Source organism: Curtobacterium sp. VKM Ac-1395, assembly GCF_015350975.1.
Lineage (GTDB): Bacteria > Actinomycetota > Actinomycetes > Actinomycetales > Microbacteriaceae > Curtobacterium.
This window is the reverse complement of the sequence record NZ_JADKRX010000002.1, coordinates 508,134-525,574: the sequence shown is the minus strand read 5'-3', so window position 1 is coordinate 525,574 and position 17,441 is coordinate 508,134. Positions and strand designations below refer to the sequence as shown.

24 protein-coding genes, 1 pseudogene and 1 riboswitch are annotated in these 17,441 nt (G+C 69.3%); of the genes and pseudogenes, 14 read left to right on the top strand and 11 right to left on the bottom strand.

Annotation, left to right across the window (positions count from 1 at the left end; translation table 11 throughout):
- Positions 1-70: 70 nt before the first annotated feature.
- Positions 71-194, bottom strand: a riboswitch (glycine riboswitch).
- 201 nt (positions 195-395) lie between these two features.
- The 4 genes from ITJ68_RS07135 to ITJ68_RS07120 all read left to right on the top strand — a co-directional run bounded on the left by ITJ68_RS07135 (position 396) and on the right by ITJ68_RS07120 (position 2,347).
- Positions 396-770 (top strand): BlaI/MecI/CopY family transcriptional regulator, encoded by a 375-nt coding sequence (locus ITJ68_RS07135; protein WP_194660574.1) that lies wholly within the window; start codon positions 396-398, stop codon positions 768-770.
- 13 nt (positions 771-783) lie between these two features.
- Complete coding sequence (locus tag ITJ68_RS07130; protein ID WP_194660573.1) at positions 784-1,521, top strand: M56 family metallopeptidase; 738 nt, start codon at positions 784-786, stop codon at positions 1,519-1,521.
- An 89-nt stretch (positions 1,522-1,610) separates the two neighbouring features.
- Positions 1,611-2,093, top strand: coding sequence for an FBP domain-containing protein (locus tag ITJ68_RS07125; protein WP_194660572.1), 483 nt, complete (start codon positions 1,611-1,613; stop codon positions 2,091-2,093).
- Positions 2,090-2,347: a hypothetical protein gene (locus ITJ68_RS07120; protein WP_194660571.1), complete on the top strand. Its 258-nt coding sequence runs from the start codon at positions 2,090-2,092 to the stop codon at positions 2,345-2,347. The genes ITJ68_RS07125 and ITJ68_RS07120 overlap by 4 nt, the downstream gene beginning before the upstream one ends.
- Positions 2,348-2,406: 59 nt before the next feature.
- Here ITJ68_RS07120 and ITJ68_RS07115 read toward each other — a convergent pair whose 3' ends face one another.
- Entirely contained in the window at positions 2,407-3,288 is an 882-nt protein-coding gene (locus tag ITJ68_RS07115; protein WP_194660570.1) for a LysR substrate-binding domain-containing protein, read from the bottom strand.
- A gap of 68 nt (positions 3,289-3,356) precedes the next feature.
- Here ITJ68_RS07115 and ITJ68_RS07110 point away from each other — a divergent pair, with 68 nt between their 5' ends.
- Together ITJ68_RS07110 and ITJ68_RS07105 are read left to right on the top strand one after the other, a co-directional pair.
- Entirely contained in the window at positions 3,357-3,839 is a 483-nt protein-coding gene (locus tag ITJ68_RS07110; RefSeq protein ID WP_194660569.1) for a GNAT family N-acetyltransferase, read from the top strand.
- 37 nt (positions 3,840-3,876) lie between these two features.
- Positions 3,877-4,080, top strand: a complete 204-nt coding sequence (locus ITJ68_RS07105) for a hypothetical protein (RefSeq protein WP_194629625.1) — start codon at positions 3,877-3,879, stop codon at positions 4,078-4,080.
- A 50-nt stretch (positions 4,081-4,130) separates the two neighbouring features.
- Here the strand turns inward: ITJ68_RS07105 and ITJ68_RS07100 are convergent, their stop codons facing one another.
- From ITJ68_RS07100 to ITJ68_RS07085, 4 genes are all read right to left on the bottom strand, one after another.
- Positions 4,131-4,658, bottom strand: coding sequence for a DUF2087 domain-containing protein (locus ITJ68_RS07100; RefSeq protein ID WP_194660568.1), 528 nt, complete (start codon positions 4,656-4,658; stop codon positions 4,131-4,133).
- A gap of 393 nt (positions 4,659-5,051) precedes the next feature.
- A complete protein-coding gene (locus tag ITJ68_RS07095; RefSeq protein WP_194660567.1) occupies positions 5,052-6,239 on the bottom strand; it encodes a MalY/PatB family protein in 1,188 nt (395 codons plus the stop codon).
- A 103-nt stretch (positions 6,240-6,342) separates the two neighbouring features.
- Positions 6,343-7,788 carry a DUF4041 domain-containing protein gene (locus tag ITJ68_RS19515; protein ID WP_194660566.1) on the bottom strand — a complete coding sequence of 482 codons (1,446 nt, stop codon included), beginning with the start codon at positions 7,786-7,788 and terminating at the stop codon, positions 6,343-6,345.
- Entirely contained in the window at positions 7,785-9,032 is a 1,248-nt protein-coding gene (locus ITJ68_RS07085; protein ID WP_194660565.1) for a hypothetical protein, read from the bottom strand. Before ITJ68_RS07085 ends, ITJ68_RS19515 begins: the two co-directional genes overlap by 4 nt.
- Before the next feature lie 160 nt (positions 9,033-9,192).
- On the opposite strand from ITJ68_RS07085, the pseudogene ITJ68_RS07080 reads away from it, so the two are divergent.
- Positions 9,193-9,873, top strand: a pseudogene (locus tag ITJ68_RS07080) (isocitrate lyase/PEP mutase family protein); the annotation flags it as partial.
- 277 nt (positions 9,874-10,150) lie between these two features.
- A complete protein-coding gene (locus ITJ68_RS07075; RefSeq protein ID WP_194660862.1) occupies positions 10,151-10,438 on the top strand; it encodes a hypothetical protein in 288 nt (95 codons plus the stop codon).
- Positions 10,439-10,547: 109 nt separating this feature from the next.
- Here the strand turns inward: ITJ68_RS07075 and ITJ68_RS07070 are convergent, their stop codons facing one another.
- On the bottom strand, positions 10,548-10,889 hold the full coding sequence (locus tag ITJ68_RS07070; RefSeq protein ID WP_194660564.1) for a hypothetical protein: 342 nt from the start codon (positions 10,887-10,889) through the stop codon (positions 10,548-10,550).
- A gap of 81 nt (positions 10,890-10,970) precedes the next feature.
- Here ITJ68_RS07070 and ITJ68_RS07065 point away from each other — a divergent pair, with 81 nt between their 5' ends.
- Positions 10,971-11,459 carry a helix-turn-helix domain-containing protein gene (locus tag ITJ68_RS07065; RefSeq protein ID WP_323743240.1) on the top strand — a complete coding sequence of 163 codons (489 nt, stop codon included), beginning with the start codon at positions 10,971-10,973 and terminating at the stop codon, positions 11,457-11,459.
- Positions 11,460-11,500: 41 nt separating this feature from the next.
- Here ITJ68_RS07065 and ITJ68_RS07060 read toward each other — a convergent pair whose 3' ends face one another.
- The gene (locus ITJ68_RS07060) at positions 11,501-11,788 is read right to left on the bottom strand and encodes a helix-turn-helix domain-containing protein (protein ID WP_194660563.1); all 288 of its coding nucleotides are present in this window, start codon (positions 11,786-11,788) and stop codon (positions 11,501-11,503) included.
- Positions 11,789-11,821: 33 nt separating this feature from the next.
- Here ITJ68_RS07060 and map point away from each other — a divergent pair, with 33 nt between their 5' ends.
- On the top strand, positions 11,822-12,589 hold the full coding sequence (map, locus tag ITJ68_RS07055) for a type I methionyl aminopeptidase (RefSeq protein WP_194660562.1): 768 nt from the start codon (positions 11,822-11,824) through the stop codon (positions 12,587-12,589).
- A gap of 15 nt (positions 12,590-12,604) precedes the next feature.
- Here map and ITJ68_RS07050 read toward each other — a convergent pair whose 3' ends face one another.
- A complete protein-coding gene (locus tag ITJ68_RS07050; protein WP_194660561.1) occupies positions 12,605-13,066 on the bottom strand; it encodes a phage tail protein in 462 nt (153 codons plus the stop codon).
- Between the two features lie 60 nt (positions 13,067-13,126).
- On the opposite strand from ITJ68_RS07050, the gene ITJ68_RS07045 reads away from it, so the two are divergent.
- The gene (locus ITJ68_RS07045; RefSeq protein ID WP_194660560.1) at positions 13,127-13,330 is read left to right on the top strand and encodes a hypothetical protein; all 204 of its coding nucleotides are present in this window, start codon (positions 13,127-13,129) and stop codon (positions 13,328-13,330) included.
- A gap of 4 nt (positions 13,331-13,334) precedes the next feature.
- Here the strand turns inward: ITJ68_RS07045 and ychF are convergent, their stop codons facing one another.
- Genes ychF through ITJ68_RS07030 form a run of 3 tightly spaced genes read right to left on the bottom strand, consistent with a single transcriptional unit; the run spans position 13,335 to position 15,256 of the window.
- Complete coding sequence (ychF, locus tag ITJ68_RS07040; protein ID WP_194660559.1) at positions 13,335-14,408, bottom strand: redox-regulated ATPase YchF; 1,074 nt, start codon at positions 14,406-14,408, stop codon at positions 13,335-13,337.
- A 59-nt stretch (positions 14,409-14,467) separates the two neighbouring features.
- On the bottom strand, positions 14,468-14,689 hold the full coding sequence (locus ITJ68_RS07035) for a hypothetical protein (protein ID WP_194660558.1): 222 nt from the start codon (positions 14,687-14,689) through the stop codon (positions 14,468-14,470).
- 9 nt (positions 14,690-14,698) lie between these two features.
- Complete coding sequence (locus ITJ68_RS07030; RefSeq protein ID WP_194660557.1) at positions 14,699-15,256, bottom strand: hypothetical protein; 558 nt, start codon at positions 15,254-15,256, stop codon at positions 14,699-14,701.
- A gap of 117 nt (positions 15,257-15,373) precedes the next feature.
- Here ITJ68_RS07030 and ITJ68_RS07025 point away from each other — a divergent pair, with 117 nt between their 5' ends.
- From ITJ68_RS07025 to ITJ68_RS07015, 3 genes are all read left to right on the top strand, one after another.
- On the top strand, positions 15,374-15,835 hold the full coding sequence (locus tag ITJ68_RS07025; RefSeq protein ID WP_194660556.1) for a hypothetical protein: 462 nt from the start codon (positions 15,374-15,376) through the stop codon (positions 15,833-15,835).
- A gap of 54 nt (positions 15,836-15,889) precedes the next feature.
- Positions 15,890-16,525: an exonuclease domain-containing protein gene (locus ITJ68_RS07020; RefSeq protein ID WP_194660555.1), complete on the top strand. Its 636-nt coding sequence runs from the start codon at positions 15,890-15,892 to the stop codon at positions 16,523-16,525.
- A gap of 136 nt (positions 16,526-16,661) precedes the next feature.
- Positions 16,662-17,420 (top strand): GntR family transcriptional regulator, encoded by a 759-nt coding sequence (locus tag ITJ68_RS07015; RefSeq protein ID WP_194660554.1) that lies wholly within the window; start codon positions 16,662-16,664, stop codon positions 17,418-17,420.
- Positions 17,421-17,441: the final 21 nt, after the last annotated feature.

Genomic DNA, 17,441 nt, shown 5'->3' with positions numbered 1-17,441 from the left:
GGCGGAGTTCTCCTGGCGTGGGCCGGGCCCGACGGACGTCGGGCGACACCCGACGACGATCGCCGGGTGGAACTCCCCCTCTGTCATGTGCCTGAGAGTTTCACCGCGGCCCGTGAGGTCCGGCGGCTTTCACCGTGGGCGAGACGTCCGGACCCGGTGGGTCTCGGGAGCGTCTGCTTTTCAGAGTGGCCTGTCCGCTGCGGTGTTGGACCTGAGAGATTGACGGGGAGGATGCTCCTTCGGTGTCGCGCGTCCGCCGGTGAACGGCAGGGCGGGCGACGTCTCCCGCGGCGGGTGGTCGGCCTCGGTGTTCAGTTGTCCGTCGCGAGCATACCGACCCCGCGTTACGGGCATGTGACGAGCACGAGGTCTTCGACATCTCGTAGAGTGCTCGGGTGGCAGGACAACGACAGCGCCCCCGTGGGCAGCTCGAGCAGGCGGTGCTCGACACCCTCTGGTCGGCCGACGGCGCGATGACCGCGCGGCAGGTGCTCGACGCCGTGCCCGAGCCCCGCCCGGCGCTGACGACCGTGCTCACGGTGCTCGACCGCCTCGGCCGCAAGGGTGCCGTGGAACGCGAGCAGCGCACCGACGGGCCCCTGGCCTTCCGTGCCACGAACAGCCGTGACGAGCAGACCGCGTCCCTGATGTCGACCGCCCTCGCCGCAGCATCGGACCGCGAGGCCGCGTTGCTGCAGTTCACGGGCTCCCTCGCCTCGGACGACCTCGACGTCCTCCGCCGCGCCCTCGACGCCCGCGCCCGCTCCTGACGGACCCCCGCCCGTGGTCGTGACCGGTGTCGTCCTCGTCGTGCTGGCACTCGCGGTCGTCGTCGTCGCGCCGCGCGTCCTGACCCGGTCCGCGTGGACGATCGACCGTCCGCGCACCGCCCTGGTCGCCTGGTCGGTCGCCGTGCTCCTGGGGGCGCTCGGTTTCGTCGTCGGCATCGCACTCGTGGTGCTCGCGAACCGGCCGATCACCGACCCGTTCGGCCTCGCCGAGTCCCCCACCCGTGGGCTCAACGTCGGGGTCGCCGTCCTCGCGGTCATCGCCTTCGTCATCGCCGTCCGGGTCCGGCCCGGCGCGGAACACCGGGCCGTCCGCGAGGCCATGCGCTCCGGTGCCGCGCCACACCGCGAGATCGACGGCACCATCGTCGCCGTGGTCGAGGCCGACCACGCCCTCGCCTGCGCGGTCCCGGGGAGGAGCGGTGGTGTCCTCGTGAGCACCGGCCTGGCCGACCGACTCCGCACCGACGAGCTGGAGGCCGTGGTCGCCCACGAACGCGCCCACCTGCGACAACGCCATGCGGCCGCCGTCGCGGTCGCCGAGTCCATCGAACGTGCCGTCCCGTGGATCCCCGGTGCGCGCGCCATGGCGCGCTCGACGCGCGTCCTCGTCGAGTTCGCCGCCGACGACGCCGCCGCACGCCGCATCGGACGCGACGCGGTCCGCCGGGCCGTCCTGGTGGCGGACGCGACGAGCGCGCTCGCGGCGATCCGAGCCTCCAGGCTGTCCTGAACCGGACCCGACGGACGGGAGGCCCTGGCTCGGTCCGGACGTCGGTGGGCGGGCGTACTGTGGTCGAGTCCACAGCCTGAAGGGGGACCGTGCAGCCGCTCACCGAAGCCGACATCCGATCGTCGTTCGTCAACGCCACGCCCGAGGAACTCGCCCAGCTCCCGATCCCGGGACTGCACGAGATGCTCTGGAACGAGCGCGAGTTCCTGGGCTGGCGCGACCCGCAGGCCGCGCGCCGGGGCTACATCGTCTCGTGGATCGACGGCCGCGCCGTCGGCATCGTCGTGCGCTCCGCCGGCGGATCGCTCCGCCCCGGCATCGCCGCGATGTGCTCGTTCTGCCACTCCCCGCAGCCAGCCACGCAGGTGCGCCTGTTCTCGGCGGCCCGCGCGGGCGAAGCCGGCCGGAACGGCAACACCATCGGCACCTACATCTGCGAAGACCTCGGCTGCCCGCTGCTGATCCGCATCGCGCCGCCGCACCTGAACCCGCCGGCGACGATCAAGACGCGTGGTGAAGCCCTGCTGCAGCGCATGCAGAACTTCACGGCGGACATCCTCAAGACCGCGTGACCGGACGGTTCGCCACCGCGCGGTGGGCGGTCGTGACCGAGCAGGGTGACGGCCGGTGGCAGCTGTCGGTGCACGACGAGGCCGACGACGAACTCGGGACGCTCGGCCTGGGGGTCGAAGGCGCGTGGGACCCGGACGTCGAGCCGCACGTGGCGTTCGTGCTCGTGCAGCTCGGGCTGGCGCTGCGCGGGTCTGATCCGTGGCGCGAGGACGAGCTCGGCGACCAGCGGGCACCGGTGCTGCCGCTGGGGTGAGGGCGGCGGGGTCGGTCGGTCGACGGCTGATGCCGGCGCGCTGCCGTGCTGCCGTGCTGTCAGTCGGTCGCGGCCATGAAGTTGCGGAGGACCTCACGGTCGTCGTCGGCCCGTGACGCCCAGCACAGTTCGCTGCGGTGGTCCCCCGTGACCGGCAGCAGGACGACCGTGTCCGGTGCAGCGAGGGTCGCACTCGCCGGCGCCACCGTCACCCCGAGCCCGACGCCGACCAGGTGCAGGACGGTCGCCCACGTGGTGGCCTCCTGCACGACCACGGGGCGTCGCCCGTCCGCCACGACCGGGGCCAGGTTGCGCTCGGTCGCCACGGCGCCGGCCTCGGGCGGGAAGAACACGAACGGGTCGTCGAGGAGCTCCGACCCGGCGATCTCCGTCCGCCCGGCGAAGCGGTGCGACCGGGGCACCGCGGCGACGAACGGCTCGCTCCGGAACAGCGTGGTGCGGACGCCCTCGGTCGGGTCGGGGTCCCGCACGATCGCCAGGTCGAGCTCACCGCGGACGATGCGGGCGAGCAAGCGGGACGTGTAGCCCTCGGTGAGTTCGACGCGGACGAGCGGGTGGCGCTCCCGGAAGCGCTGGACGCGCTCGATCGGGCCGAGCGGCAGCGCCGAGACGACGAACCCGACGTCGAGGCGTCCGACCTCTCCGCGTCCCACCCGCACCGTCTCGTCGAGGTCCCGGGCTGCCTGCGCCAGGAGCGACCGGGCTCGGCCGTGCAGCACTCGACCAGCCGGGGTCAGCGCGACGCTCCGCGACGTCCGGACGAACAGGTCGACGCCGAGCGCCCGCTCCGTCCGGCGGATCTGCTGCGACAGCGCCGGCTGGGCCATGTGCAGCGCAGCCGCCGCCCGGCCGAAGTGCAGCTCGTCGGCGACCGCCATGAACGCGCGGAGCTGCCGCAGGTCGACGTCGGGGTGATCCATGCACCGAGCGTATCGATCCGTGCGAACGAGTATTGGACGTGACTTCCTCGGCATCCGAGGATGAGTGCATGCCCGACACCGCCTCCGTCATCATCGACGACCTCAGGACTCCCGCCGACGCCGACGCGTTCCGCACCCTCAACGAGGCCTGGATCACCCGCTTCTTCACGCTCGAGGACGCGGACCGTGCGATCCTCGGCGACCCCGCCGGCCGCATCATCGAGCCGGGCGGGGCGGTGTTCATCGCGCGGCTCGGCGACGAGGTCGTCGGCTGCGTCGGCATCGCGCCCGAGGGTGAGGGCGTGTTCGAGCTCGTGAAGATGGCCGTCTCCGCCGAGCACCAGGGGCACGGCACCGGTCGTCGGCTCATCCGTGCGGCGATCGACCGGGCGCGGGCACTCGGTGCGCAGCGGATCACCCTCGAGACGAACTCGGCGCTCGCCAGCGCCGTGCACCTCTACGAGACGTCGGGGTTCCGGCACCTGACCGCCGACGAACGGCACCCGAGCCCCTACGTGCGCGCCGACGTGGCGATGGTGCTCGACCTCTGAGCCCGGCGTCGGGCGCCCGCGTTGCTACGCTCGCCGCATGACGACGCACGAGGTCCAGGCCGTCCGCGAACAGGGCATGTGGCAGGTGTTCATCGACGGGTTCCTCGTCACCGAGGTCTCCCGGTGGTCGTCCGTCGGGTTCGCCGCCCGGCAGTGGGTGTCGCGCACCGACGAGGTGCCCGCCAGCGAGGTCGACCTGCACGTCCGTGTCCTCGGTCGGAACCACTACATCGACGGCTGATTTCTGGCTGTCGCTGTCACGGGCGTCGTCACTGTCGTTCGCAGCCGTCCTCAGCCAGGAGGTCGGGGCCGGAGTCGGTAGTCGCTCCCGCTCGGAGTGCGTTCGACCACCCCGAGATCGACGAGGTACCGACGGAGCCTCGCGGTGTCGTCGTCGACCGGCCGGAGTCGCTCGTTGATGTCACGCTCGCTGAGCACCTCGCCGTTCGTGAGGGTTCGCTCTGCCACCCAGCGCAGGAGCTCGGCTCGCTCCGACGGGTTCGACGGGTACCGCTGGATCCGGCCGTCACGCAGGAACCGCTCGATCCCCCGCTTGCGCTCGGGAGCCTGTGCCGCGAGTGCTCGCTTGAGGGGAACGCTCGACGCGACGTACTCCGACCCCGACTCCGACTCCGCCTCCTCGATGAGGCCGGCGCGCAGCAGCGTCTGCAGGCTCTTGTCCCTGCGTGCAGCTGCCTGCGCCGTCGATCCCAGCGACACCGGGAGGCCGAGGACGATCTGTGCGTGGACGGCTCGGACGTCGTCGTTCGCGAGCGCGGCGACGATCGGGCGCCAGTCACCGGCGTCGGTCGATGCCATCAGCACAACTCGATGTCGAAGGACTCGGGCTCTCGGTCGTACGTCAGTGACAGCCAGTCGCGCGCCATCGTCTCTATCTCCCGCTCCCGCTTGGCCTGGGTCCGAGGTTCACCATCGATCCAGATCACCCACGACCTCGTGCTGCGCTCCGCACGCACGGTGTGCCGACTCACCACCGGTCGCCCGCCTCTCGTTCGCCATCGCGCAGGACCCCCTGCCACGATTCACCCTAGGCGTCCGATATGCGACAGGCAACATTGCACGAATGGCGGGGTCGCCGCTCGACCCGCGTGAGGTTGCGCACGCCGTGCGCTGTCGTAGCCGCGCACCGGGTGGTCGAGCTCGCACCAGGCGGAGGGAATCGCACGGTGCTCGGGAGGCCGGCCGGAAGCGTCAGGCCACGTGCCAGACCACGCCCTCCTGCGCGCTCGACGGGTAGGCCGCGGCGATCCGCAGCACCGCCTCGCGCAGGGTGTCCGGCGAGCACGCCAGGTTGATGCGGGCGAAGCCACGACCCTCGGTGCCGAAGGGCAGCCCGGAGTTCAGCGCGACGAACGCGTGCTCACGGAGCTGGACTGCGGGGTCGTCGCCCAGACCGAGCCCGCGGAAGTCCAACCACGCCAGGTAGCCAGCGCGCGGCCGGGCGTAGACGACCCCGGGCAGGTGCTCGGCCAGGAGCTTCGCGAGTAGTCGGTCGTTGGCGACGATGCGGTCGATGACGTCGTCGAGCCACCCGACCGCCAGGGTGAACGCGGCGAGGTTGGCGTGCAGGCCGAGGATGCTCGTCCGGCAGGCCACCTCTTCCCACAGCGTGTCGAGGAGCTCGGCGGTGCGGGCGTCCCCCGCGACGATGACCGAGCACTTCACACCGGCGAGGTTCCAGCCCTTGCTCGCCGACGTCACGCAGACGCTCCGCGCACCGAGCGGTTCGGCGATCGCGGCGAAGGGGGTGAACTGCACGCCCGGGTGGGTGAGCGGGGCGTGGATCTCGTCGCTGATCACGAGCACGTCGTAGCGGGCGGCGAGCGTCGCCAGCGCCTCGAGGTCGGCGCGGTCGTGCACGAGCCCGATGGGGTTGTGCGGGTTGCAGAGCAGGAAGACCCGGACGCCGTCGGCGAAGGCGCGCTCGAGGCCGGCGAGGTCGAGCCGGTACACACCCCACCGCTCGGTGAGGGGGACCTCCTCGACCTGACATCGGGCTTCCTCGACCAGCTCGAAGAACGGCGGGTACACCGGCGGGGTGATGGCGACCCGGCCACCGTCGGGCAGCGCCAGGCGCAGGGTCTCGACGATCCCCACGCTGACGTCGGTCGCCAGGTACACGCGGGCCGGGTCGACGTCCCAGTCCCAGCGCTCCCGGGCGAACTGCGCGAAGGCCGGGGCGAGCGGCCCGGGCCCGTCGAGGTAGCCGAGGTCGGACTGCTGCACGCGCTCGACCAGCGCCTGCCGGATCTCGGGTGCCACCTCGTGGTCCATCTCGGCGACGAACAGGGGCAGCACGTCGGGCGCGTACCGCGTCCACTTGATGCTCGTGCGGACCCCGCGGAGCGTGCCGACCGGGTCCTCCTCGTCACTCGCCATGTCCCCAGGATGCACCGCCCTGGAGGAGCGCGCGAGTCCGGACGTCATCCCGCGTCGTCATCCAGGCTCAGGGCCGATCGCGACGCTGGCTGACGGCTTCTTCTCATCCGAGCAAGCCAGCTCGTGCGTGGCGCTCGGGCCATGCAGACACCGACTGGAGGTACTCAGTTGCTTCCGCCTCCTCGTGGAACTCCAACAGATTGCCGACCTTGCTCAGCAGTACGTCTCGGACCTCTGCGGGGGTCGCGAAGAAGAACTCCTTCCGAGCGTTCGCCTGATTCAGCGCCCGGACAGCAAAGTGACGATGCAACTCGTTCTCGAGGGAGACGGCGTCTTCAGAGAAATAGATCGTGTGTACATCGAACCGGAACGGGACCGACGCTCCGCTCAGCTCACTCACACGCTCAAGCGGCTCCAGTCGCCGCGTCAGACCGATCTTCACGACTCCGTCGCCGAATGCTCCACGGTTTGAGATGACGTACACGTAGCCAGCTCTGATGTTTGCAGCCCGGAAGTCGTTCTGTTCGATCGCTTCATCGATTGCTGCCAGGCGCTGCTCGAGATCGGGGTCTGACCGCCCATCAGCCAGCAGCTGTCGAATCGTCTGCTCAATGAGCGTGCGTTCCTTGTCCAGACGCTCGCGCTCTGCCTCGAGTTCTTTCTGAACCTTCTTCTCTTCTCGGAGGCGCGCCGCTTCCTCGCGGTGCCGCTCACGTTCCTCCTGTTTCTTCATCAACCAGTCCGCAGTCAGCTCGATCTCCTCGTCACGAAGTGCGTGATAGCTGGGTGCGATCCTCATCTGCATCATCGCGCCGAGTTTTGCAATGGCCTGGCGAGACTTCTCAAGACGTCGCTTGGCTGTTTCTACATTTCCGGCACGCAGTGACCGCACGGAGATGTCAGCCTCCGCGTTGTAGGCACGCAGCATGAGCTTCGACAAGTCATCCGACATTCGCCGCCCTTTGGCGAGCGAGTTGTCGAACGTGAACATGTTAGAGCGCTCAATCGCACGGCCGTCACGAACCTGCTGCGCGATCTGCGATTCGATCCTCTGCAGTTCGTCCTTGTACGCCGCCGCGTCCTCGAGGGGGTGGTGGTAACGGTAGATGCCAACCGCTTGAAGGACCTGTTCGTCGTCAAGCTGAATCACCTCCTCCGCTTGAGGAGAAGTGAGTGCTGCGCGCAGATCGCGAACGGTGGCCTCGAGCTGCGCGATCAGTTCGTCTCGCGGATCTGCCGTTTCGGATACTTGCCTCGCTGCGCGGCGTGTGAGCGGAGCATCCTCCCTCGGTCGCGCCTCGACTCTGGGCAGAGAAGGCGATTCGGAGGTGGGAGCCTCGACCGAAGCATGGGCACCGCCGTCGGAGCCTGGCAGCCTGTCGAAAGGGACGACCTGCTCGGCGGCGTGGACATCGTCCTCAATCCACAGTACCCATCCCGCAGGAGGTGCAGGCCAGTCCGACGGTGGAGTCCAGCCCGACGGCGGGGTCCATCCCCTGGGGACGGGCGGCCACTCCGGGGGAGGGTTGAACGTCCGGAGGTTCGTCACGATCGTCGAACGCCGCTGGGGTCCACGACTGCAAGCGCCATCGGGCTCTTCGACACCGCTGCACCTAAGAGGCCGAGTGTGGCTGCAGGGACAACTGCTCCGAGGTCGAACTCCATGAATTGCGCTCGCCCTGCACCAACTGCGACCAGCGGGAAGAAACGGTCGAGTCCGGTTGCCGGGTCCTTCGTTGCTGGGCCTACTTCCAAGGAGACGGAGTGGACTACACCACGACGGTCGGCTTCGAACACTTCGTGGAGCGTTCGAAGTGCCACCTGCGCGAGCGCGTCCGAGTACCGGTCGTTCAAGTCCTTCTTGGTCGAGGGACTGCCGACGATCTCGTCAGTGGCCTTCACGTAGCGATAGGCCTTGACGGTGGGAAGCTGATCGGGCGCTGGTACCACCGCACGGAGGAGCAATTCGGCAGAACCGGGATCGAACTCCGCCTCGTGTCGCACTTCGAAGCTCTCCGGGTACACGGAGTTGGCGAGAACGATGTCGACATACTCCTGCACCGCCTCGGTGACGCCGTAACCAAGGCCGGCAATGAGTGCGTCGATCTCCCCGTTGTGCTCGCCGACCTCCGCTTCCCGGAGTTTGCATTCAGCGGCATACCGCTCGCGCTCAGCGGTCAGGAGCTCGGTGCGACGGCGCTCGACGGCCTCGTACCTCTGGTCGGCCTCGGCTTGGCGCGCTGGCAACGAAGTACGCTCCTGCTCCCAGTGCACCATCGCCGACTGGTATCCGGCCCACCACTCTTGCTTCGCCTGATCGTGTTTTTTCTTCTTCCCGAAGAGCCCCTTGGGCGCGGGCGGCTCCTGCCAGACTGGTTGCGGGGCCAGAATGAGTGGTAATGGTCTCGAGTTCGGTACCTCAAGATCGGGGTGAGGGAACGCCGGGTGGCGCACTTCACGCTTCAGCGAATCCAGGTCCACGAAATCGTCCACACCGAGAGTTGCCGACAACAAGTTCCCGATCTCGTCCAGCACGACGCCGAGTCGGTCGTTCATCTCGTCGACCTCGGCTTTGCGTGCCTCGACGTATGCCGCCTGCGCTTCGCGCTCAAGCCGCTTGCGCTCTGCTTCTGAGGAGCGGGACGCTGCGGCCTGCGCCCGTTCGGCATGAGCGCGTGCTCGTTGGAGGGCTGCGGAAGCGGCTGCTTGCTCGCGTTGGACTCGTGCCGCATGTACCTCGGCGAGTCGTTGTTGGTGTTGGATCTCGGCGAAGAAACCACGCTTTCGTGCCACGAAGAACCCTTTCGATGATGCGAGCCGCTGGCGATGAGCGGCCTCCACTACTTGATGGATCTTCGCCGGGACGAGCGATCCTCGCAAAAGAGTACGGTGCTCTCGACGCCTTGCGCACTGATCCGTTCAGGGTTGCGGTCCCCGGCCTACGCTCGGGCGCATGAGCAGCAGCACCGCCGACAAGGCGCAGACCCTGAAGTCCCTGCACGAAGCACCCGAGATCCTCCGCGTCGTCAACGTGTGGGACGCGATCAGCGCGAAGACCGTCGCGGCCCTCCCCGAGACGACCGCCATCGCGACGGCCGGGCACTCGATCGCCGCCTCGTACGGGTACGACGACGGTGGGATGCCACTGGACCTCGCGCTGCAGGGCGCCCGCGTCGTGGCCGAGGCCGTCGACCTGCCGGTGAGCGCAGACCTCGACGACGGCTACGAGGACCCGGCCGAGACCATCCGCCGCGCGATCGGCTTCGGCGTCGTGGGCGCCAACGTGGAGGACCGTCTCCGTCCGTTCGACGAGGCCGTCGCCCGCGTCGCCGCGATCATGCAGGCCGCCGAGCAGGAGGGCGTCGCCTTCCAGCTCAACGCCCGGACCGACGCCATCGCCAAGGGCGGGGACCGACCGATCGAGGACAGCATCGCGGACGCGATCGCCCGCGGGAAGGCCTTCCTCGACGCCGGCGCACCGCTCGTCTTCGTCCCCGGAGCGATCCAGCGCGACGTCGTGGAGCAGCTCGTCGACGGACTCGGACGCGGCAAGCTCAGCGTCATCGGCCTGCCCGGCGCACTGCCCGCAGCCGAGTACGAAGCACTCGGCGTCGCCCGAGCCTCCCGTCCTCCGATCGGTCACTGGACAACCCGGCGGACATGCCGTACTGTGTGCTGTTGGTGCATTGCAGCGAACCCATCTGACTCGCGCACACCACCTCGTCTCGCACCGGCTCACCCGAGTCGCATTCCCACGAGACAACCGCTCGCCCGCACGTCCGATCACACGGACCAGGCCGAGCAGCACGTCGAATTCCGACGTGCGCGTGCCCGCAACACGCGACCGATGCGACACCAGTCGTCCGTCGGACCGCACCGCGGGGACGCCAGCAGCCCAGGAAGACAGCACCATGACCAGCAACGAACGCATCACCATCCTCGGGACCGCCACCGCGGCACCCGTCATCTCCCCCGACCGCATCGCCGAGTTCCCCGTGCGCGACGCCGACACCCAGCGCGAGTACCTCGTGCGCGTGCCGGTCGACACGCTGGACCTCTTCGTCACCCCCGGCATCCGTGTCGAGGTCGACGGCGAAGCCGGCTGGACCGTCCCCGGGCGGTCCTGGCGCGGCGAGGCGAGCCGCACCATCCTCCAGGCGGTCACCATCCGCCGGTCCGAGCTCGCGCTCGCAGCCTGAGCCGAGCCTCCCGTCCGGTCACTGACCAGACTCGTCCGGTTGATCCGGGCACACGAAACGCCGCCGATTCCTCGGCGGCGTTTCGTCGTCGTGGGCCGTGGCCGGCGTCCTAGACCGGCTGCGGGTCCTCGTCGACGCCCGCGAAGGGCGTCCGCCCGTCCGCGTACAGGGGCTGTTCCGGTCCGGCCTTCGAAGCGGCGTCGCGGAGACGTCGGATGAACGCCGGGTCCTCCAGGTCGAGCTCGTCGTCCGGGGCCTGGGTCAGCACGAGCTCGCTCGCCGGCCCCACCAGGACCGTCGACGTCTCGATCGCTCCGTCGGCACCGATCGTCGGGACGTGGACCGCGTCCGTACGTCCGTTCGCCCCGAGCACCGCCGCATAGTCAGCGAGCGCTTCGGCGATGCGATCGCCCGTCATGATGACGCTTCCGTCGTAGTTGATGTACTTCACGTTCCACCTCCGCTCTCGAAGGTAGGCATCTGGGGTGCACGTCCGCCCGGCAGGTGCGTTGGATGGATGAGGAGGAGGCTTGTGATCGCTCGGAGGAGGATGCGAATGAGAACCGACAGAGCTGCACAGCTCATTCGTCGTGCCCGCCTCGACATCGGCATGTCGCAAGACGACCTCGCCCGATCGGTGGATGTGCCGAGGTCGGTCGTCTCTGCATACGAGGGTGGTCGCGCGCACCCGTCGTCCGAATCGTTGCAGCGGATACTCCGAGCATTGCGACTCCGCCCGAGCATCCCGCTCACGCTCTACGCCGACGCGATCCGCGAAGCAGCCGGACGGTTCCACCTGTCGAACGTGCGGGTCTTCGGGTCTGTCCTTCGTGGCGAGGACACCGAGGACAGCGACATCGACCTGCTCGTCGCCATGACCGACTCGGTCTCGTTGTTCGACCTGGGCGCGTTCGCGCTGGCGGTCGAGGAGATCACTGGCTTCCCAGTCGATCTGCTCACCGACGACCAGACGCACGACAGGCACTTCGCGCACGTCCAAGCCCAGGCAGTCCCGTTGTGAGCGAGTCGCTCAGGGCACGACCGAGGACATCGTCTGGGACGTCATCGAGCAGCGGATCCCGCAGGTGATCGAAGCGTTGCTCGACTGAGGTCGTTGATCTCAGACCAGACCTCGTCGAGGGAGAGCCCGAGCACGCCGGCGATGGCGGCGATCGTCGGGAAGGCGGGCGTCGCGACCCGCCCCGTCTCGATCTTGCGGAGCGTCTCCGGCGAGACGCCCGCCTCCAAGGCGGTCTCGAGCATCGACCGATCCCCTCGCGCCCGACGGAGCAATGCGCCCAGGCGCTGCCCGCGTTCGATGTCGGCAGCGGTGAGTGGGAGACGGACCATGGCCCCGATACTAATACCGGTACAGTTGTCGGCATGATCGAGATCTTCACCCCGTCCGAACTCCCCCGCGCCCGAGCAGTCGGAGCCCTCGTTGGGTCGATGCTGCGCCGGCTGCAGGAGCGGACGACGGTCGGGACGAACCTGCTCGACATCGACCGGTGGACCGAGACGATGATCCGCGAAGCCGGCGCCGAGTCCTGCTACGTCGACTACGCCCCCTCGTTCGGCCGTGGTCCCTTCGGGCACTCCATCTGCACCTCGGTCAACGACGCGGTGCTGCACGGGCTCCCCCACGACTACCGGCTGCGGGACGGCGACCTGCTGACGCTCGACCTGGCGGTGACGCTCGACGGCGTCGTCGCAGACTCCGCCGTGAGCTTCGTCGTGGGAACCATGGCCGCGCCCGAGGACCTGGCGATGATCGAGATCACGGAGCGAGCCCTCGCCGCCGGTATCGCCGCCGCCGCTCCGGGGGCGAAGATCGGCGACCTGTCGCACGCCATCGGTTCCGTCCTGACGGACGCCGGGTACCCGATCAACCTGCAGTTCGGCGGGCACGGGGTCGGGTCGACCATGCACGGCGACCCGCACATCGCGAACGACGGCCGCGCTGGTCGCGGCTACACCCTCCGCCCCGGGCTGCTGCTCGCGCTGGAGCCCTGGATCATGGCGGACACCGACGAGCTCGTGACCGACGACGACGGCTGGACGCTGCGGAGCGCCACGGGAGCCCGCACGGCGCACAGCGAGCACACGATCGCGATCACCGAAGAGGGCGCCGAGGTGTTGACGCTGCGCTGACGGCCAGCCTGTGCGTCAGTAATCGCCCTTGATGACGAAGTAGGACCCGCGGATCTCGCCGGCCAGCTTCGACCGCTGGCGGGCGAACTTGAAGGAGGACAGCTCCTCCGGCACGTCCATATCGAGCGAGAGCTTGAAGCCGACGGCACGCTTGCCACCCGGTTCGACGGCGTACATGACGTTGATCGCCAGGCCCGACTCGTAGAAGACGTAGGCCATGCGCAGGCCCTCGACCTCGAAGCCGCTGACCTCGAGGGGCGGCGACGCGATGACGATGCCCCGCTCGTCGTGCAGGACCTGGGTCACGAGGTCGAGGACGTCGGGCGCTTCCTGCGGTGTGCCCGTGACGAACACGTGGTCGTACTTGTTCTTGAAGTAGCGGGCCTCGTTCGCGCGGAGGCCGGCGAGGGCCGGGGCGACCGGGGACGCCTCGAGGCCGGTGGTCGATACGTCGACGAAGTCGACCGTGTACGTCATGGCGTCACCGTAGCCCCCCGGCTTCGGTTGCGGGAGAGCCGCGTGGCATACGGTGTCGGCGTGCATGCGAAGCAGAGCAACACTGCTACCGGGTGGACCGTGGTCCTGAACGCGGTCCTCACCGTGTGCGGCATCGGACTCGCTGTCGGGAACGTCAACAGCGCCGACCACTTCATGCTGGTCTGCGGGATCGTGATGGCGCTGTCGGGCGCTGTCAGCTTCGTGCTGAACCTCAGGACGTGGCGACGATCCCGTCAGCCGTGACCGACTAGTTGTTGAAGCGGAACTCCACCACGTCGCCGTCCTGCATGACGTAGTCCTTGCCCTCGATGCGGGCCTTGCCGTGCGCACGGGCCTCGGCGATGGAGCCCGTCTCGACGAGGTCCTCGAACGAGATGACCTCCGCCTTGATGAAGCCCTTCTCGAAGTCGGTGTGGATGACGCCAGCAGCCTGGGGCGCCTTCCACCCCTTGCCGATCGTCCACGCGCGGGACTCCTTGGGGCCGGCGGTGAGGTACGTCTGCAGCCCGAGGGTGTCGAAGCCGATGCGCGCGAGCTGGTTCAGCCCGGACTCGGTCTGACCGGTGGACTCGAGGAGCTCAGCAGCGTCAGCGGGGTCGAGGTCGATGAGCTCGGACTCGACCTGGGCGTCGAGGAACACAGCCTGGGCGGGGGCGACGAGCGCCGCGAGCTCGGCCTTGCGGTCCTCGTTCGTCAGGATGGCCTCGTCGACGTTGAAGACGAAGATGAACGGCTTGGCGCTGAGCAGCCCGAGCTCGGCGATCGGCGACAGGTCGATCTTCGTGGCGGACAGGAGCGTGCCCTGCTCGAGCGTGGCGCGGACCTCGCGGGCGGTCTCGAGGACGGCGGGCTCCATCTGCTTGAGCTTCACCGCCTTCTCGTAGCGCGGCATCGCCTTGTCGACGGTCTCCATGTCGGCGAGGATCAGCTCGGTGTTGATGACCTCGAGGTCGTCCTTCGGCGAGACCTTGTTCGCCACGTGCACGACGTCGTCGTCGGTGAACCCGCGGACGACCTGCGCGATGGCGTCGGCTTCGCGGATGTTGGCGAGGAACTTGTTGCCGAGGCCTTCACCTTCGCTGGCGCCCTTGACGATGCCGGCGATGTCGACGAACGACACCGGCGCGGGCACGGTCTTCTCCGACTTGAACAGCTCAGCGAGCGTGTCGAGCCGCGGGTCCGGCAGGTTCACCACCCCGACGTTCGGCTCGATGGTCGCGAACGGGTAGTTCGCCGCCAGGACCGAGTTCTTGGTGAGCGCGTTGAACAGGGTCGACTTGCCGACGTTCGGGAGACCGACGATTCCGATGGTGAGAGCCACGGGAGGACAGCCTACCGGCGGCTGCCCGCCGGAGCCGACCCGGGCCTCCAGTCCGCAGGTCAGTCCGCGTCGGGGACCGACCCCAGCGAGATCAGCCAGAGGACAGCGGTGAGGACGCCGCTGAATCCGCCAGCGACCACCATCGCGATCGCGACCGCGATCGCGGCACCGGTGCCGGCCAGCGCGACCGCGAGGGCGATCGCTTTTCGCGCGGTGTGCGGGGGCGCGTCCACGGGCTCGGCCTGCGCCAGCAGGTCGTCGAGGTCGCGCGGATCGCTCATGGGGCGAGACTACCGGCGGTGCACCTGGACGACGAGGGCGCGGACCCGCGCTTCGACGACTCCCAGGACCTCGGCCTGCAGGCGCTGGGATGCGCGCCAGTCGCCCGCCACCTCAAGTCGGTGGTCAGCTCGGTCGACGGCCTGGAGGATCGCTGCAGTTCCCGAGACACGGTCCGGCCGCCACATGGTGTCGTCGGTCCCGCCGATCGCGACGTGCGTGCTGGGCGCGGCCCGGAGCGCCGCCGTGACGGCGTCGTTCGTCAGCACCGGCGTGAGCCAGACTCCCGGCACCGCGTTCCGCACTGCCCACGGCAGGGCAAAGCACCCGAAGGACTTGGCGACCACCAGGTCGGGTGTGCGGCCAGCGAGCGCTGCATCGACCGCGGCCTCGACGAACGCCGTCGGGTCCGCGTCCGCTGCCGCGTCGACAACCCAAGTGGGTGCGACGACCTCGCACCCGGCGGCCGTGGCGATGTCGCTCGACCACCAGAGGAGCGGGGCCTGCTGCCCGTACCCCGCACCTGCGAGCAGCAGCACGAGCGGTGGTCGGTCGGGCGCGGTTCCCATCCTCCGACTGTAGGACGGCACCGACCGACTGGGGGACGGCGTCCTCCGACCGACCGATGACACGGACACGTCCTTCACCTGAGACCCTGGTGGCAGGGCGACAGACGGAGGACAGCCATGTGGTTCGAACGCGACCGGCTCGGCGTGCACTCGATGGGCTTCGACGCTCGCGACCAGCGGCGGTGGTTCACGCCGGAGACGATCGCCGCGCTGGAGGCCATGCCGCCCCGCGAGCTCGACGCCCTGCACGATGCCCTGGCTGAGCTCGAAGCGGACGTCCTGGTGGAGTACGACCCCGAGGACGCCGTCATCGACCACCAGGAGGAGGACCGCTGGCGGATGGTCGCTCCGCCCGCGGACGCCGCCTTCCCCACCATCACCGAGGACTTCGCCGCGGCGATCGAGGCACACGTCCGGAGCCTGCCGCCGCGGTGGCGCCTCGACGGGGCAGCGCTCGCGTTCGAACTCGTCGGCACGGTCCTCCGCCCGTGGTGGACGGCGGAGCACGCACGACGCACGAGGACCTGGCGGATCACCGCACGTCGACGCCGTGGCACCCGCAGGACCCGCCGCCGCTGACGCAACGCCGATGCGCGTTCCGGCGATGTCGGAACCCCGTGCGACGATCGGGACGTGTCATTGGACTTCACCGCGATCGACTTCGAGACCGCCAACAGCTCGCCCGCCAGCGCGTGTTCCGTCGGCCTCGTGAAGGTCCGCGCGGGCCGGGTCGTCGAGCGGGCGTCGTGGTTCATCCGCCCGCCGTTCGGCCACGATGCCTTCCTCGAGTGGAACACCCGCATCCACGGGATCGTTGCCGAGGACGTCGTCCGTGCGAAGACGTGGGAGCAGCAGTACCCGGACATCGTGGCCTTCGCCGCTGGAGACGTCCTCGTCGCCCACAACGCGCGCTTCGACATGGGCGTGATCGCGGGCAGCTGCTCGGCGACGGGGATCGAGCTGTCCGAGCACCACTCGATGTGCTCCCTCGCGGTGGCACGCAAGACGTACACGCTCGACTCCTACCGCCTGCCGATGGCCGCCATGGCCGCAGGGTTCGAGGACTTCCAGCACCACGACGCAGCAGCGGACGCCGAAGCCTGCGCCGCGATCGTCGTACACGCTGCCCAGCGACACGAAGCCCCCACGGTCGAGGCCCTCGGAGCCGCGACCCGAGTGATGATCAACCCCGTGCGCATCCCCGCCGAGAAGCCGCGGGCCGCGAACCAGCCGCGGCTGTCGAACCGCCCGATGATCTTCGCCGACTGACCGGATCGGTCGGCCCGGGCCGGCTGCGCCCATCGGCTCCACGGGCTGCCGCGGCCCCGATGGTATTGTCACGACAATCCGTCGCGGCACCGCTGCCGCACCCGCAGCCAGCACGCCGCACTCCCGAAGGACCGCGATGACCAACGAAGGCCAGGTGCCGTCCGACCTGTTCATGGACCTGGACCGATCAGGTCCGATGCCGCTCTACTTCCAGGTCGCCTCGCGCATCGAGGAGTCGATCCGCTCCGGCGCGATGCCGCCGGGCTCGCGGTTGGAGAACGAGATCGCCCTCGGCGAGCGCCTCGGCCTGTCCCGCCCGACGATCCGTCGTGCCATCCAGGACCTCGTCGACAAGGGCCTGCTCGTCCGGCGTCGCGGCATCGGCACGCAGGTCGTGCACGGGCCCGTCACGCGGAAGGTCGAGCTGACGAGCCTGTTCGACGACCTGACACAGGGGTCGCAGAAACCGACGACGAAGCTCCTCGAGCGCAGTGACGTCCCGGCGAGCCCGGCCGTCGCCGAGGCGCTCAGCCTGCAGCCCGGCACGACGGTCGTCCACATCCGCCGCGTGCGGTTCGCCGAGGACGTGCCGATGGCCATCCTCGAGAACTACCTGCCGCCGGAGTTCCTCGAGATCACCGACGCGGACCTGCAGTCCCACGGGCTGTACCAGCTGCTCCGCGCTCGCGGGGTCACGATGCGCGTCGCCAAGCAGCGGATCGGCGCCCGCGCGGTCTCCGACGAAGAAGCGAGCCTGCTCGAGATCGAGGACGGCGACCCCGTCCTGACCATGAGCCGCACCGCGTACGACGCCTCGGGGCGAGCGGTCGAGTACGGCGTGCACTGCTACCGCCCGGACCGCTACTCGTTCGAGGTCACGCTCGTCGACAAGTAGGCGCTCGTGCGGTCCACCGCC